At 68.0% G+C, this 14,597-nt stretch carries 14 protein-coding genes and 1 pseudogene; 6 read left to right on the top strand and 9 right to left on the bottom strand.

What is annotated here, in order from left to right; genetic code table 11:
- Positions 1–119: 119 nt before the first annotated feature.
- The 3 genes and pseudogenes from ACIGWZ_RS11350 to ACIGWZ_RS11340 all read right to left on the bottom strand — a co-directional run bounded on the left by ACIGWZ_RS11350 (position 120) and on the right by ACIGWZ_RS11340 (position 1,788).
- The gene (locus ACIGWZ_RS11350) at positions 120–485 is read right to left on the bottom strand and encodes a VOC family protein (RefSeq protein WP_400063115.1); all 366 of its coding nucleotides are present in this window, start codon (positions 483–485) and stop codon (positions 120–122) included.
- Between the two features lie 173 nt (positions 486–658).
- Positions 659–778 (bottom strand): annotated as a pseudogene (locus ACIGWZ_RS11345) (class I SAM-dependent methyltransferase); the annotation flags it as partial.
- A 155-nt stretch (positions 779–933) separates the two neighbouring features.
- Positions 934–1,788, bottom strand: a complete 855-nt coding sequence (locus ACIGWZ_RS11340; RefSeq protein ID WP_400063114.1) for a DUF4344 domain-containing metallopeptidase — start codon at positions 1,786–1,788, stop codon at positions 934–936.
- Positions 1,789–1,961: 173 nt separating this feature from the next.
- On the opposite strand from ACIGWZ_RS11340, the gene ACIGWZ_RS11335 reads away from it, so the two are divergent.
- Positions 1,962–2,642: a response regulator gene (locus tag ACIGWZ_RS11335; RefSeq protein WP_400063112.1), complete on the top strand. Its 681-nt coding sequence runs from the start codon at positions 1,962–1,964 to the stop codon at positions 2,640–2,642.
- Between the two features lie 26 nt (positions 2,643–2,668).
- Complete coding sequence (locus ACIGWZ_RS11330; protein ID WP_400063109.1) at positions 2,669–3,799, top strand: sensor histidine kinase; 1,131 nt, start codon at positions 2,669–2,671, stop codon at positions 3,797–3,799.
- A gap of 111 nt (positions 3,800–3,910) precedes the next feature.
- Here the strand turns inward: ACIGWZ_RS11330 and ACIGWZ_RS11325 are convergent, their stop codons facing one another.
- Positions 3,911–4,474, bottom strand: a complete 564-nt coding sequence (locus tag ACIGWZ_RS11325) for a TetR/AcrR family transcriptional regulator (protein WP_400063107.1) — start codon at positions 4,472–4,474, stop codon at positions 3,911–3,913.
- Between the two features lie 134 nt (positions 4,475–4,608).
- Between ACIGWZ_RS11325 and ACIGWZ_RS11320 the strand changes: the two genes are divergently transcribed.
- Both ACIGWZ_RS11320 and ACIGWZ_RS11315 read left to right on the top strand, forming a co-directional pair.
- Positions 4,609–4,992, top strand: a complete 384-nt coding sequence (locus tag ACIGWZ_RS11320) for a nuclear transport factor 2 family protein (RefSeq protein WP_400063105.1) — start codon at positions 4,609–4,611, stop codon at positions 4,990–4,992.
- A 268-nt stretch (positions 4,993–5,260) separates the two neighbouring features.
- A complete protein-coding gene (locus ACIGWZ_RS11315) occupies positions 5,261–7,696 on the top strand; it encodes a SpoIIE family protein phosphatase (RefSeq protein ID WP_400063103.1) in 2,436 nt (811 codons plus the stop codon).
- Between the two features lie 223 nt (positions 7,697–7,919).
- On the opposite strand, the gene ACIGWZ_RS11310 is transcribed toward ACIGWZ_RS11315, so the two are convergent.
- The gene (locus tag ACIGWZ_RS11310) at positions 7,920–8,360 is read right to left on the bottom strand and encodes a hypothetical protein (protein ID WP_400063101.1); all 441 of its coding nucleotides are present in this window, start codon (positions 8,358–8,360) and stop codon (positions 7,920–7,922) included.
- Positions 8,361–8,678: 318 nt separating this feature from the next.
- Positions 8,679–9,302 (bottom strand): DUF6461 domain-containing protein, encoded by a 624-nt coding sequence (locus ACIGWZ_RS11305; RefSeq protein WP_400063099.1) that lies wholly within the window; start codon positions 9,300–9,302, stop codon positions 8,679–8,681.
- Between the two features lie 132 nt (positions 9,303–9,434).
- On the opposite strand from ACIGWZ_RS11305, the gene ACIGWZ_RS11300 reads away from it, so the two are divergent.
- Complete coding sequence (locus ACIGWZ_RS11300; protein ID WP_400063097.1) at positions 9,435–9,944, top strand: hypothetical protein; 510 nt, start codon at positions 9,435–9,437, stop codon at positions 9,942–9,944.
- Positions 9,945–10,149: 205 nt separating this feature from the next.
- Here the strand turns inward: ACIGWZ_RS11300 and ACIGWZ_RS11295 are convergent, their stop codons facing one another.
- Entirely contained in the window at positions 10,150–10,632 is a 483-nt protein-coding gene (locus tag ACIGWZ_RS11295) for a lamin tail domain-containing protein (RefSeq protein WP_400063095.1), read from the bottom strand.
- A gap of 443 nt (positions 10,633–11,075) precedes the next feature.
- Here ACIGWZ_RS11295 and ACIGWZ_RS11290 point away from each other — a divergent pair, with 443 nt between their 5' ends.
- Positions 11,076–12,266, top strand: a complete 1,191-nt coding sequence (locus tag ACIGWZ_RS11290) for an alpha/beta hydrolase family protein (RefSeq protein WP_400063093.1) — start codon at positions 11,076–11,078, stop codon at positions 12,264–12,266.
- Between the two features lie 580 nt (positions 12,267–12,846).
- Here ACIGWZ_RS11290 and ACIGWZ_RS11285 read toward each other — a convergent pair.
- Together ACIGWZ_RS11285 and ACIGWZ_RS11280 are read right to left on the bottom strand one after the other, a co-directional pair.
- Positions 12,847–13,593, bottom strand: coding sequence for an SDR family oxidoreductase (locus ACIGWZ_RS11285; RefSeq protein ID WP_400063091.1), 747 nt, complete (start codon positions 13,591–13,593; stop codon positions 12,847–12,849).
- A complete protein-coding gene (locus tag ACIGWZ_RS11280; RefSeq protein ID WP_400063089.1) occupies positions 13,590–14,582 on the bottom strand; it encodes an alpha/beta hydrolase family protein in 993 nt (330 codons plus the stop codon). Before ACIGWZ_RS11280 ends, ACIGWZ_RS11285 begins: the two co-directional genes overlap by 4 nt.
- Between the last annotated feature and the right edge of the window lie 15 nt (positions 14,583–14,597).

Here is a 14,597-nt window from a genome sequence, read left to right as displayed (position 1 = left end):
TGCTTGCGTCTCTGCCCTGCCGTGGTTCGTGGTGTCGGTGATGTGGTGTGCCGGCTCGAACAGCTCAGAGGCGAGGCCGCCCTCGAGGTGCTGTTCGACGTTGATGGATGTCGGACGGCCTACGGTGTGTGGCAGACGGCTTCGACGTTGTTGCCATCGGGATCACGAACAAAGGCGCCGTAGTACGACTCGTGGTACTGGGGCCAAAGCTGCGGTGCGTGCAGGGACTCGGCGCCGGCTGCAACCGCAGCGGCATGGAACGCATCAACGCCCGCGCGGTCGGCCGCAGCGAACGCGAGATGCACCTCACGGGCGTTGCCGTCTTCGTCGACGGGAACAAGCCAGAGAGTGTGCCCAGTGGTACCGAAGCTGACGAAGTCGCCGAATTCCTTCGTCCGCTTGCCGCCGAGGGGCGCGAGGACGGCGTCATAGAAGACCGCGCTCGCTGCAACGTCGCGTACCTGGATCGCTACATGGTCAAGCATGCCGACAGCCTGCCACGGCCCCGCGGGTATGTCCCCCCATTTCCGCGGGCCGGTCGAGATTCTGACGGGCGAGCAGGCGGGTGCTCGTCGGGCTGCGCCGGATCAGGCGCGACGGCCCCACGCGGAGATCATCGGGGAGGTGGCCAGATCGAGACGGCCGGAGGCGACGTTCGCAGAAGCCATCCTCCGGGCCGCAGCGCCTCGGCCATCGAGCGCAGGGCTCGGTCGGTCACGTGCACCAGCACCAAGCGGGCGTGGATGAGGTCGAAGCCGCCCTCGTTTGTCGGCGGAGGCGGGGTGTGGCGTCGGCATGGGATTCATTGTTGTGCCTGGGCGGTGCGGCAGGCTGTGCGGTCGATCTGCTGCCGAGTTGCGCTGGGCCCTGCGGTCAGCGGTCAGCGGTTGGTGCATTCACCTTTCACCGGCACTCCGACCTGGGCCGTGGCACTCACTTCAGGTGGGGTGCGAGAAGGCCGGACCAGCCCTGCATGAGCCCGAAGTACTCGGATTCGGAGAGCTCGGAGCGTTCGCGGGTGAGGTGCTTGCCATCGACCAGCGACTTCCAGCGCTTCGGGTTCGCCCCGTAGACGTAGGAGCGGTAGTTGGCCGAGCGGGCGGCGTCCGGGGCATGCTCGTCGGAGAGGTCGAGGCCCTGCGTGCCGGCCTGCTTGGCCAACAGGTCGTAGTTCGCGGCGGCGTCCAGGATCGCCTGCTGCCCCTTCCGGCCTTCCGGTATGAGGTTGTACGCCGCGAACTGGTCGGCGACATCCTCTTCGCGGCCCGTGAAAGGCAGGCGCAGCTTGTCGATCAACGCGTGCGCGGACTCGTGATAGAGCGTCTCGGCCACCACGTCGGCGGTCTTCTCGGCGACCCGGTCGGTACCCGCTTCCTCGAACAGATCGCGGACCTCGGCCACGAATTCGTAGCAGACGTCGACGCGGGACGTGTCGTAGTCGTAGCCGACATCGGTGTTGCCGCAGGAGCGGCCGGTCAGCTCGACGGTGGCCGGCATGCGGATGCGTTTGTTGAGGTTGCCGGCGACGTTTTCGAGCAGCCGGTTCTTCTCGAGGAACGCCTGCTCATCCGCGCCATCGGGCTTGGCCTTGTCGTACACCGACACGAAGCCGCTGGGTCGGGAGGCCGCCTGTCCGGGGGCAGCCGAGATCAGAACGGTGCCCAACAGTCCGGCGACCGCCGCAACACTCAGCACGGCCCTCCGCACGGCTGCGTGCCGCATGGTGCGGAGGGGCCGGGCGGTTGTGCCGAAGCCGGGGGCGGGCGACTGCGCGGTGTGTCGTGTCATGGGAGCACCCTCTCGGGTGGGGGCTCACGGCGGATCCGTCCGGTGTCGGGATCCGCCCCCGCCGATCGGCGGGGGTCGCGCCCGTACCTTGACCGAGGCGCCCCCACACACATTGGAACGTGTTGTGACAAATTGGACATAGATTCGGAGTGGATGGAGATCGAGGAGAGCACGTGATCCGCGTTGTCGTTGTCGATGACGAGCAGCTGGTCCGCTCCGGGCTGCGGATGATCCTTGGTACGGCCGCGGACATCGAGGTCGTCGCGGACTGCACCGGCGGCCAGGCGGTGGACACCGTCCTCGCCCACCGTCCCGACGTGGTGCTGCTGGACATCCGGATGCCGGACGTCGACGGCCTCACGGTGCTGCAGCGGCTCAGATCCGCCCTGGGGGACGGACTGCCCGCCGTGACGATGCTCACGACCTTCGATGCGGACGAGTACCTCGCCACGGCGCTGCGCCACGGCGCGTCGGGGTTCCTGCTCAAGGACACCGAGCCCGAGCAGCTGGTCCAGGCCGTACGGGCGCTGGCCGCAGGCGGCAGCACCCTGGACCCCGGCGTGGCCCGCGCCCTGATCGGCGGATACCTGCATGCCTCCGGCGGCGCCGAGGGGGCCGCCAGCGCCGTGCGCACGCTGACCGAGCGGGAACGAGAGGTTCTCGCGCTGGTCGGAGAGGGACTGTCGAACGCCGCGATAGCGGAGCGGATGCATCTGGCGCACGGCACGGTGAAGGACCACGTCAGCACGGTGCTGGGCAAGCTGGGCGGCCTCAACCGAGTCCAGGCGGCCGTGCTCGCCGACCGGGCAGGCCTCGTCCGGCCCGTCCCCGGCTCCCCCGGGGATCCGGGGTGAGGGACATCGGGACGCCGGGATCCTGGGTGGGAGATACCGGGACGTCGGCGCGGGGCAAGCGGCTGTTCGTGATCCTGGGACCGGTGGCGGCGGCGGTCGCCGACGCCCTGCTGGTCAACGGCGTCTCCCCCGGCCTGGAGCTGGCCGTCTCCCTGCTCGCGGCCGCCGCCCTGCTCCTGCGCCTCCGGCTGCCGGTGACCGTGCTGCTCGCGACGCTTCCCGGGCTGTTCATCGGCTACGTCTGGTTCGCTCCGATGATCGCCCTGTACACGCTGGCCCGCCTCAGGACCGACCGCCGGGTTCAGGTGAGCTGCGCCTTGCTGGTCGCAGTCGCCCGCTTCCTGCCCTATCCGCTCAGCGGTCTGAGCACCCTCTCGGGGCGGGAGACGGTGTTCAACGTCGTGGACGCCCTCCTGACCGCCGTGGCCCCGGTGGTGCTCGGACTCCTCGTCGCCACACGGTCGGAGCTGGCGGCCCGGCTGGACGAGCTGACCAGCAGCCGGGCCCGGGCGGACCGGCTGCTGGCCGACCAGCTGCTGGCGACCGAACGCGCGCGGCTGGCCCGGGAGATGCACGATGTCGTCGCCCACCAGGTGAGCCTCATCAGCCTTCGGGCAGGCGCGCTACGGATCAGCACCAGCGATCAGGCGGCGAAGGACGATGCGGCGACCATCCGTGCGCTCGCCGTACGGACCCTGGACGAGCTGCGCCACATGGTGGGGGTGCTGCGGGCGGCGGGCGGGGACGGCGAAGAGCTGACCCCGCAACCGCGGCTGTCCGACCTGCGGCGGCTGATCGCCGAGAGCGCCCTCGAGGTCGACTTCGAAGATGCGGGTGAGGTGCAGGCGCCGTACCCAGAACCCGTGGAACGGGCCGCTTTCAGGATCGTCCAGGAGGCGCTGACCAATGTGCGCAAGCACGCTCCCGGTGCCCGGGTGGAGGTCCGCGTACGGCACGAGGGACGGGACCTGCGTGTGGAGATCCGCAACGGCCCTGCGGACCGGACGGCCGCAACGCTCAACCTGCCGGGCGGCGGCCACGGCCTGGTCGGGCTGCGCGAGCGCGTCCAGCTGCTCGGTGGCGCCTTCGAGGCCGGGCCGAGGGACGACGGCGGCTTCCAGGTCATTGCGGTGCTGCCCACGGCCCCTCTGCCGTAAGCCGGCCGGCATTGCCCGTACGCGTCCGCATGCCCGGCAGGCCGGCCGGCGATTCCGTTCGCCGGTGACGGCGCGGCTCGACCGGCGCCTTCGGCTACGTGGTCATCAAGGTCAGTCGGTGAACAGATCGTCCACCAGGGCGCGGGCGTATGCCTCGTCGGTGCCGGGGACGGAGAAGATCACGCGGAAGTAGAGCGGGGCGACGACCCGGTCGAGGATCCGCTCCGGCGGGGGCGGCCTCTCTCCACGGTCGCGGGAGGCATCGAGGATCACCTCGATCCGGTCGGTGCAGCGGCGCAGGCACTCCCGGAGCCCGGCATGGCGCTCGTCGACGTCCGCCGAGACCTCTGCGCGGAAGAACGCGACGCCGCCCGGCCGGGACAGGTCGTCCAGTGTCCGGATCGCGTAGCTCTTCAGGTCGGTGCGGAGATCGCCACTGGAGGAGATCGCAGTCTCGGCGTCTTGTCGGGCGGCGATGTCGGCCAGCAGGGCGGGAAGCGTGCCCCAGCGCCGGTAGACGGTGGTCGGGTTGACCCCCGCGCGTTCGGCGACCGCGGGGATTGTGAGCTGGTCGGCGCCGCGTTCGCCGATGAGTTCGGTGACCGCGCGGTGGACCGCTGCCTGGACGCGAGCACTGCGGCCGCCTGGGCGCCGGGCCCGTGATTCGACGTTCACCCTCACACACTAAAGCAGATTGGATTGCTTTAACGAGGAGGGGAGACTATCGTCCACGCTAAAGCAAAGCGAATTGCTTTAGCGTGCCCCCGGCAGAACGTGACCAGAGCAGAAGCAGGCTAAGGAGACACACCATGGCCACCACCGCGGCCTACGCCATCGGCCAGCAGTTCCACGCGGCCCTCATCGTGGGCGACTGGCAGGCGATCCGGTCGATGCTGCACGACGACGCCACCTGGAGCCTTCCCGGCGACAATGCGATCTCCGGCACCGCGGCCGGTGGGGACGCGGTGGTGGAACGGGCCAAGAAGATCGCCTCCTACGGCCTGAATTTCGAGTTGCTGCACATCCTGGTCAGCCGCGAGAACATGGCCCTCTCCCTGCACAACACCGCCGAGCGCGAGGACGCGGTGCTGGACGAGTATCTGTCCACGGTCTGCCGTCTGCGCGACGGGAAAATCGCCTCCATCGAGACCTACCTTTCGGATATCCCCGGCATGAACGCGTTCTTCGTCTAGCAGTCGCATGCAACGGCCAAACCCGGGACGGAGCCTGCCGTACGGCTTGTGTTCGGCCTTGCGGAGCAACTTGGTCGATCGCCTCTCACATCAAGTGCGCCGGAAATGCGCGACCTTCACGCTGAAGGGCGAGCGACGCACCCCGGCGATAGAATTGCGTTCAGTTGATGGGTTCGGCCGACGAAACAACATCTTCCCGTTGATGTGGCTACGGAAATCACTGGGTGTGGGCAGCCGAGTGCCGTGAGCCGCGGAGTGGGTCCGACACATGCGCGATGCCATGTTCCATGACGCCCTCGACGATCTCCCCGAGTCCGGGGACGAGGTCTACGCCGCCGTCGACGCGCGCGGCGTATTGACGAGCTGGAGCTCAGGAGCTCAGCGCTTGCTCGGTTACACCGCGGCGGACGTCCGCGGACATGAGGCAGCCGACCTGCTGTACACCCGCTCCGACGCCACCCGGCTCGCGGAGCGCAGCCGAGCGCAGCGGACAGCCGTTCTCGACCAGGTCATCCTGCGGCATCGGGACGGTGGCCCGGTGGAGGTCGGGATGTGGGCCCATCCTCTGGTGACCACCTCTGATGAGCCGTATTGGCTGCTGCGGGCGGAGAGCGCCGATGCCGTGCGCCGGAAGAACCTCGGGCGGGCCCTGTTGAGGGGCCTGTTCACCGAATCGCCTTTCCACATCGATGTGTTCGATACCGAGCTGCGCTTCGTCGCCCAGAACGCGCGGCGCCTGAAGGGCTTCCGGAGCCGGGACTTCCTCGGGCGGTCCATGCGCGAGGTGGCGCCGGCCGGGATGTTGGACATGGCGGCGTTCGAGGCCCGGCAACGGCAGGTCCTGGTCACGGGAGAGGCGCTGGTTGCTACAGAGGTGCACGCCCGTAATCCCGATGCCCCGGTTCGGGATCAGGTCTTTTCGGAGACGATCGTTCCGCTGCGAAGCGAGTCCGGCGAGGTGATCGGTCTGACGCACGCCGTGTTCGAAATGACCGACCGGGTCCGGGCCCGTGAACGGTTGGCGCTGGTCAACGGCGCGAGCGCGAAGATCGGCAGCACGCTGGACGTCCTGTACACGGCGCAGGAACTGACCGATGTGGTGGTCCCGCTCTTCGCCGACCACGCCTACGTCGATCTGCTGGAGCCTGTCTTCGGCGGCCAGGAGCCGGTGACCGGATGGGTCGCCGAAGGAACGGCGCTGCGCCGGGTGGCGGGTTCCACTGTCCCCGAGGGCCCTGCGGGGCCGATCGTCGCCACGGGGGATGTCGACCCGTTCAGTACCGGAACCTCCTCGCTGTTCTCCCGGGCGCTGGCCAGCGGGGAACCGATGTTGCTGAACGGCGACGAACTGGGCGCCGAACTGGCCTTGGTCGACCCTCAGCGGGCCGCCCTGGTGGGTGAGTACGGAGTCCATTCGTGGCTCCTGGTGCCGATGTACGCGCGCGGCGCCGCGCTGGGTGTGGTGGTCTTCCTGCGCTTCAGGGGCGACCACCCGTTCGAGGCGGACGATGTACTGCTGGCCCAGGATCTCGTGGCGCGCGCCGCGGTGTGCATCGACAACGCCAGGCGGTACACCCGGGAACGGGCCACGGCGTTGGCACTGCAACGCAGCCTGTTGCCGCAGCGGATGCCGGTGCTCAGCGCGGTGGAGACGGCGTCGCGCTACCTGCCGGCCAGCGGCAGCGCGGTGCTGGGCGGCGCCTGGTTCGATGTGATCCCGCTGTCGGGCGCACGGGTGGCGCTGGTGGTCGGAGACGTGGCGGGACAGGGCCTGCACGCGGCGGTGACCATGGGACGGCTGCGCACCGCGGTGCGCACCCTCGCGGATCTCGATCTGTCACCGGAGGAGTTGCTCACCCATCTCGACGACCAGGTGAGCCGCTTCCAGGATGAGCACACCGAAGAGCGGTCGGGTGGTACGGCCGGGACCCGCTGTGTGTACGCGGTCTACGACCCCCTCACCCGGCGGTGCTCCGTGGCCCGAGCGGGACATCCACCGCCCGCCCGGGTGTCGGCCGCCGGGCAGGTGACGGAACTCGACATGCCCGACGGCCCTCCCCTCGGCCATGGCGGAGCACCCTTCGGCTGCGGCGAAGTGACCATGAACGACGACGAACTCCTGGTCCTGTACACCGGCGGTCCAGCGGAACCGCCGGATCCGGACGCCGCCACCCGCCTGGCGTGGCTCGGCAAGGCATTGTCCGACCGCCAACTCACCGCGTCCGCATCGCTCGACGACATCTGCAACGGGCTGATCCGGCATCTACCACCGCCCGGCGCACACGATGACTCGGCGCTGCTCGTGGCCCGGGTGCGCGCGCTTGATCCGGAGCGTCATGTCACCTGGGACCTGCCGGGTGACCCCGAGGTCGTGGGCACAGCACGGAAGTTGGCCGCTCGCACGTTGACCGAATGGGGACTGCAAGACCTGGAGTTCACCACGGAACTCATCGTCAGCGAACTGGTCACCAACGCCATCCGCTACGGCAGCCAACCGATCCGCTTGCGGTTGATTCAGGACCGCAGCCTGATCTGCGAGGTCTCCGACGGCAGTAGTACCTCTCCGCACATCCGGCGCGCGGTGGAGACCGACGAAGGGGGCCGCGGACTTTACATGATCGCGCAGTTCGCCCAGCTCTGGGGCACGCGTTACCACGCCCGCGGAAAGACGATCTGGACCGAGCAGCCGATTCCGCTGCCATGAGCACGCACGGCTGCTGGTGCGCCCTGCTTTCTCGACGGCGGACTGTCTTGTCCATGGGTTCGCCCGTCCGGGGATCGATGGGCTTGCCGAACCCCTCGAAGGCGGCTTGGCGGGTGACTCCGAGCAAGTCCCCGATCTCCTGCGGAGCGCTCAGGGCAGTCAGGGAAATCGGGAATCGGGAATCGACCAACCGGCATGCCCTACGTCACTCACGGGACAGCGCTTAGATCCTGGCTCCGGGAAGAGAAATGGAGCGGAATATTTTTTCGCCAAGCTGATCCCGGATCAGAGTGTCGATCTTGTTGGCTTGCGGAACATGAACAAAGGGCCTCCATGGATAAATACGGTCATTGATCCATGGAGTCTTCCAGTCAGTCGTAGTGCTGAAGAAGTTCTGCGCAAACTTCGCTGTGCGAGATGCCGGAAATTCATCCTCAATCGCCAGGCATCCACTCACGCACACATCTACATACGACTGAACAATGGGGAATTCCTGACTGACGTATCTACGCGACACGCTTCCGAAGTACCAGAAATTTCCGGGCGGTGGAGCCGATCGACCATCCAGCATGGTGATGCCACCAGGAGGAATGCGAATCAGCTCGTACCCCCTCTCCCTATCGGCGAACGCCTTCAATTCCCCCTGCGTCACCTGAAAGATCACGCCGTTGCAGGTCGACCTCCGATCCGGAGAGGCTCCCAGATAAGTGGGCCCCCAGCTAACGGTGTCAACCCGGTCGTACCAGCCACGCATGATGCCCTGGACAGAGACCGGGAAGGGCTTTCCTGCTTTCGACCAGGTCTCCTCTCGGGATTCCTTTTGAATCAGTGAGAGTCTGCCTTTGCGCGCAGATTCGGACACCCGCACCGGAACCGGACAGCGGTGAGAGTTTGTTCGGCGGGGCCGACTTCTTCCACGGCCGCCGGAGATCGGTCGTCAGAGGCGGGCACGGCGCAGCTGTGTGGACGACCCGGCAGCCGACTAGCCGCGCGGCGGCAGCGCGGCCATGCCGCACAGGAAGGTGGCAGAGGTCAGGACCTCGGTGGTGAGCTGTATGCCCGTCAGGCACTCGGCCAGCGCGAACGCGGCCTCGGTGTGCAGTTCGTGGCTCTGGTCGTCACCGTCGCTGAGGTCGAAGCCGGCACTGCGCATCTCCTCCACGAGGCTGTCCGGGGCGCTGCCGTACCGCTGGTACGGAAACAGCGGCTCGAAGGTGACGCGTATATCGCCGTCCTCGATCCACCAAAAATGGTCCACCGCGTTGACATTGCGGAAATGCGACACGAGCCGAGTGCCGCGCGAGAGCGGCACGGCCACCTCGTCAGTGACCCCGAGATACCCGTTGTACTCCACCATCAGGGCCCAGTCGCCAACTGAGGCGACGCCCACGAACATCCGGTCCCCGTCGTACTCTTCCCATGCCTCGTATGCCGGCTCCGCCAACTGCTCGACGCCGGTGATCCGCAGCTCCTCCCGAGCCCCGATCCGACGCAGTACCTCCTCGGGGGTGAGCCCTCGCATCAAGGTGAGGCAGTACGCCTCGGTGAGACCGGGAAGGGCCTCGTCGAGCCAGGCGTAGTCAGCGGCAGTCGCGTTCACGTTCATACGCAGATCATGGACCACCATCCAGTACGTGGACTCAGCACGCACGCTTCTGGGAGACGCTGCCGACTGCCGAGCGGGGATCTCTCAGATAACCGCTCGACCGGCCCAACCCAGTGGCGAGAGCATGGACAAATGCCGTCCACCGAACCAGCAGCCTGCGAGTTTCAGGACCGTGCCGCTCTCTGGAGCGTTGGCGAGATCCGTGCAACCGATGTCGTTACTGGCGCCTGTGATGCACTCGTTGCCGGCCTCGACGGTCCCGCTTTGCGGATTTTGGCCGCGTGCACGCGCGCGGAGGCCGATTACGACGTCCTCGAGCTGCTTCCCCCGGCACTCGACGAACTGGGCCTCGCTTTCTACCCGGTCGGCAGCGTTGCCGGGCAGGAAGCCGCCGCACGAGCACTTGCCTCCTGGATGCTGGTCGGGAAACTGACGCCACGGGAGCTGGCCCTCCGGATCCACCGGCGCTTCGGGCACGAACTGCCCTTGGCTGAACGACTCGCCGAACTGGACGATGAGTACGACATCCTCGAATACGGCGACAGAACACCGGCACAGGTCGACGCCGATGTCACAGCCGAAGCCCTTCGGCTCACTCAGCATCCTCGTGTCTCACCCGGAGCCACGGGTACAGCGCCCTGAAGCGCACCGGTGGACTCGTGGGTTCGTTCGCGCTGAAGAGGTTGCGGTTTCGCTGAATCCGCGGGGATCACGGCGCGGGCCGGTGGGCGGTGTCGAAGCCCAGGACCGGCCAGCGTTGAACGCGGCGATGCGCCGCAGGCACAGGACCTGCGGCGCATCCGTTGGCTGGTGAGAGTGATCAGGTCTCACTACCGGTCAGTGCGGGTCAGTGACCGTGGTGCTCGTGGTGGCGCCCCCAGCTTTCGGCATCGACGATGCGGCGGTGGTCATTGCGCAGGGTGGCGGTGTCGCGGACGTTGTCCCAGACGTAGGTGCGGCGGTCCTGGAACAGGTCGGAGCGGTTGTCACGGCCGTTGCCGGTGTGGACACGGACCTGGGAGTGGCCGGCCAGGCGCACGTTTCCGAAGCGGTAGGCGTGCCCGGACTTGTCCGAGAGGGTCCACCCCTTGATGCTCACCGGGTAGCGGCCGGTGTTCTTCACCGTGACCCACTCGGCGTTCAGGCTCCGGTTGGAGCGGTCGTCCCGCCCGGGGCTGTCGTACTGGATGGCGCCGAGCACCACCGCCGAACGGTGCGGGGCCGGGGCGTGGTGGCCGTGGTCGGCCGCGGCAGCCGGGAGCGCAGCGGTGACCGCAAGGGCCGCAGCACCCAGGAAGGTGGCGGTGATGCGCGAAACGTTTCGGAGCACGAATACCTCCAGCAGAAGGCACCCACAAGGAGCGCCTGAAAACCGGGAGCCCGGCCGGTTTGACCGGGCCCCCACACATTGACCCTCCATCACCCCTTAGCGGAAGAAATGCAGTTAGGCGTTACAAAACACGGACATATACACAACCATGCCACTCCCGGCGCACACTCCCCCGCGCCTGCAAGCTCAAACGCAACACCCTCTACACGCATCCAGATATCCCAAGGGGTTACCGCGGGTCCGTCGGCAAGTGACCGCTCGCCAGCCGCCAGCAGTCCATGTCCTGAACCAGTTCCCCGGCGTTGGCGCGCCCCGTAGGGGAAACCCCCTCAGCGAGATGGGGGGCTACCCCAATGCACCACGTGTGCCGGGAACGGCAGAGTGCAGCCATGACCTTCACTCGGTTACGTAAAAGATTCTCTGCGTCCAGCGCACTCGCCCTGGTGTGCGCTGCGACCGTACTGGCGGGGACAGGGCTTGCCGACAGTCAGCACTCCTCCTCGCCCGCCGTCCGGGCCGACCAGCCGCAGCCCGCGGCGCGTGGCTCGGTGGTCTCCGCGACCCTCGTGGCGGACCTGGACACCAAGGAGGTCGCGGCCCATCTGGAGAAGGCAGGTATCGAGGCGACGCAGGTCCGCTACGGCGTGCGGGCCCACCGGATCGTGTACCGCACGGTCGACACCAAGGGCCGGTCCACTACAGCCAGCGAACTGGTCGTGGTGCCCAGGAACGGTGAACGCGATCTTCGGGTCGTGTCCTGGTTGCACGGCACCGAGGTGTACCGAGGAGAAGTGGCCTCGGTCAACGGCCAGTCCACGGACCGGGCCACGGCGTTGCTGTTCGCCTCGACCGGCCACGCGGTGTCCGCCCCGGACTACCTCGGTCTGGGGAAGGGGCCCGGATTCCATCCGTACGGGCACCCGGAGGCGACTGTCACCGCGTCGGTGGATGCGCTGCGGGCGGCTCGCGCGTTCGTTCAGCGGGACGGCCGAGTCCTCGACCGGCGCGTGCTGATCAGCGGATTCTCCCAGGGCGGACCCGCCACGATGATGGTCGGGCGGGCCCTGCAACAGGGCGCCGACCGGTACTTCCGCCTGGGTGCCCTCGCCCCCATCGCCGGCCCGTTCGATCTGAGCGCCTTCGAGGCGGCCGCAGCGGACGACAGGACCGCCCGGTCATCGCTTTATCTTGCCTACTTCGCGACCGCGTGGCACCGGATGTACGGCCTGTACGACACGCCGGACCAGGCCTTCCGCGCCCCGTTCGACAAGACGGTGGAACGACTCTTCGACGGCAACCACACGGGGGCGGAGATCGCAGACGCGCTGCCGGCGACGTCGAAGGAACTGTTCACCGAAGAGTTCCTTCAGAAGGTGCGCCACCCCACGGGAGAACTGCGGAGGAAACTGCGCGTGCTGGACACCACGTGTGACTGGCGGCCGGACGTCCCGGTGCACCTCTTCCACGCCAAGGGCGACAAGGACGTCTCCTTCACGCACTCCCAGCATTGCCAGCGTCAGCTGACTGCCAACGGGGCCGCTCAGGAGCTCAGTGACGTCGGGAACTTCGACCACAGCACGACAGTCCTCAAGGCTCTGCCGATAGTGGTGCGCGAGTTCAACGCCATCCGCTGAGCCGGACCGTGGTGGGGCGACGGCCAGAGCCTCCCGTCGAAGAGCGTCTGGCAGAGCACGGTCCGCTGACCTGCGCGGGTGCCATGCCGTATCGGCCCCGAAGTCCTATCCCAGGCACCAGGGAACAGGTAACCCGCCAGTTGGTTCTGGGCCCGTTTCCCGGTGGTGGGACGCCTCATTGGACTGTCCGGGTGAATGCCCGGGAGGTCGACGACAGTCGGCAACCTGCGGACCGCCGTTCACCAGGCTGGTGAACGGCACCTTCGCCACCCGGGACGCCGTTCTGGCCCAATGTCAACCCGTACGGCACGTTCCGCCTGGACATGAACAAGCGCCTCGACCTGGGGCCGTCCGCCGCCGTGCCCCGCCCCCGTACGTCGGCGGACGCCGGCCGATCGGGCGCGGAGGCACGATGACGGACTCCGACGACTTCAGGACCTCACCGTCCTCCGGATGTACGAGGCAGCGTGGCGGTGGGCGGAGGGCGTTCTCGTCGTCGAGCGTCGAGAACGGAGCGAGAGTGGCCAGCCGTGCCGTTCTGGAAAAGGCCGATCGGACTGCGAGTGTGTTCGGCCGACCATCAGGCGGGTACGGCACCGACCAGGCCGCCGTCGATGACGAGATCCTGACCGTTGATGTAGGACGCGTCGACCGAGGCGAGGAACGCCACGGCCGCGGCCACCTCTTCCGGTCGTCCGAAGCGGCCGGCGACGATCTGACCGGTGACTGCCTCTGCCTGTGCCGTGGTCAGCGCGGCGGCGGGATACATCGGCGTGTCGATATAGCCGGGGCTGACGGAGTTGACGCGGATGCCGCGCGGGGCGAGTGAGGCGGCGAGGGTTCGGGCCAGGTTGTGCACGGCGGCTTTGGTCGCCGAGTAGAGGGTCAGGACGCTGTTGCCCCGGTGGAGCGTCCAGGAGGCGTTGATGACGATCGAGCCTCCGTCCGCCAGCAGCGGCAGTGCCTTTTGGACTGTGAAGAACACCCCCTTGAAGTTGACGTTGGTGCCGTGGTCGAAGTCCGGCTCGGTGATGTTCTCGAACGGTAGGAATGTGCCGGTGCCCGCGTTCGCGAAGAGGCCGTCCAGCTGGCCGTGACGGTCCCGGACGGTCTCCATCAGCGCGTCCACCGCGTCGAGGTCGGCGGTGTCGGCCACGATCCCCGAGGCGTTGGGGCCGAGCTGGTGGACTGCGGAGTCCACCCGTGCGCGGGTGCGGCCGGTAATGATGACGTGGGCGCCTTCGGCGAGGAGGCGGTGTGCGGTCGCGAGCCCCATGCCGCTGGTGCCGCCGGTGATGAGGACGGTCTTCCCGGTGAAGCGGTTCATGCTGGTGTTCCCGTCAGGGTGTGCGTGATGTGGTCGCTGAGGTGGGGCAGCCAGTCGGGCCGCGCGTTGCCAAGGAGGTGGTCGCCGTGTGGGACGGACAGGTAGGTGCCGTGCGGCGCCAGGCGGGCCAGGGACTCGCCGTTCGTCACGCCGGGGATGACGTCCTGCTCACCGTCCACGACCAGCAGTGGGGCCGCGATGCGGGGTGCCAGGGCGGTGAGGTCCACGTGGCGTACGAACTCGTGGGCGGCGTCAATTCCTCCAGCGCGTTGGGCCATGATGTCCCGTACCGGCGGGGGCAGTTCCGCCCAGTCGAGGCGGAAGGGGCCGCTGACGGTCGCGACGGCCGCCACGCGCGGTTCCAGCGCCGCGGCCCGGGCCGCGAAATAGCCGCCCAGGCTCAGACCGACGAGCCCGATGCGTGCGGCGCCGAGGGCGTCGATGACCCGCCCCACGACCCGCTCGTAGTCCGGCACGAAGGTCGTGGTGGCCGCGAGAACGCCCTGTCCGGGGCCGTCCATCGCGAACACCGCCAGTCCTCTGGCCAGCAGTGCGGATACGAGATCGAGGAACTCCTCCTTGGCCGAGTCCAGGCCGGGGACCACGACGACGGTCCCCGGCGCGTCGGAGGGGCCACGCAGCCAGCCGGTGAAACCCTCGCCGCTCACCCGCCGCGCACCGGGCTCCAGCACGGTGAGAGCTCTGCTCAGGGCGTGATCCGCCTCGACGGCAGCGCGAGGTGCTTCCGTGTACGGCGCCAGGGTGGCCAGGTGGAACCACCGGGCCGCCATCAGCAGGTACTCACCCGCAGAGCGGGATGATTCCGCGTCCTCCGCACGCTGGAGGTAGCCGTGTCCGGTGTGAAGGAAGGTCGGCCCCCAGTCGGCGACGGAGGCAAGGCCATCGGTGACGCGCCGGTACTCGTGAGCGTCCACGCCTGCACCGGTGGCACGGGTCCACTGGGCGGCGGCGAACTCGGTGGGACTCATCGTGCTCCTCCAGTC

Source organism: Streptomyces sp. NPDC053427 (assembly GCF_044544985.1).
GTDB lineage: Bacteria > Actinomycetota > Actinomycetes > Streptomycetales > Streptomycetaceae > Streptomyces.
This window is presented reverse-complemented; position numbering and strand designations above follow the sequence as displayed.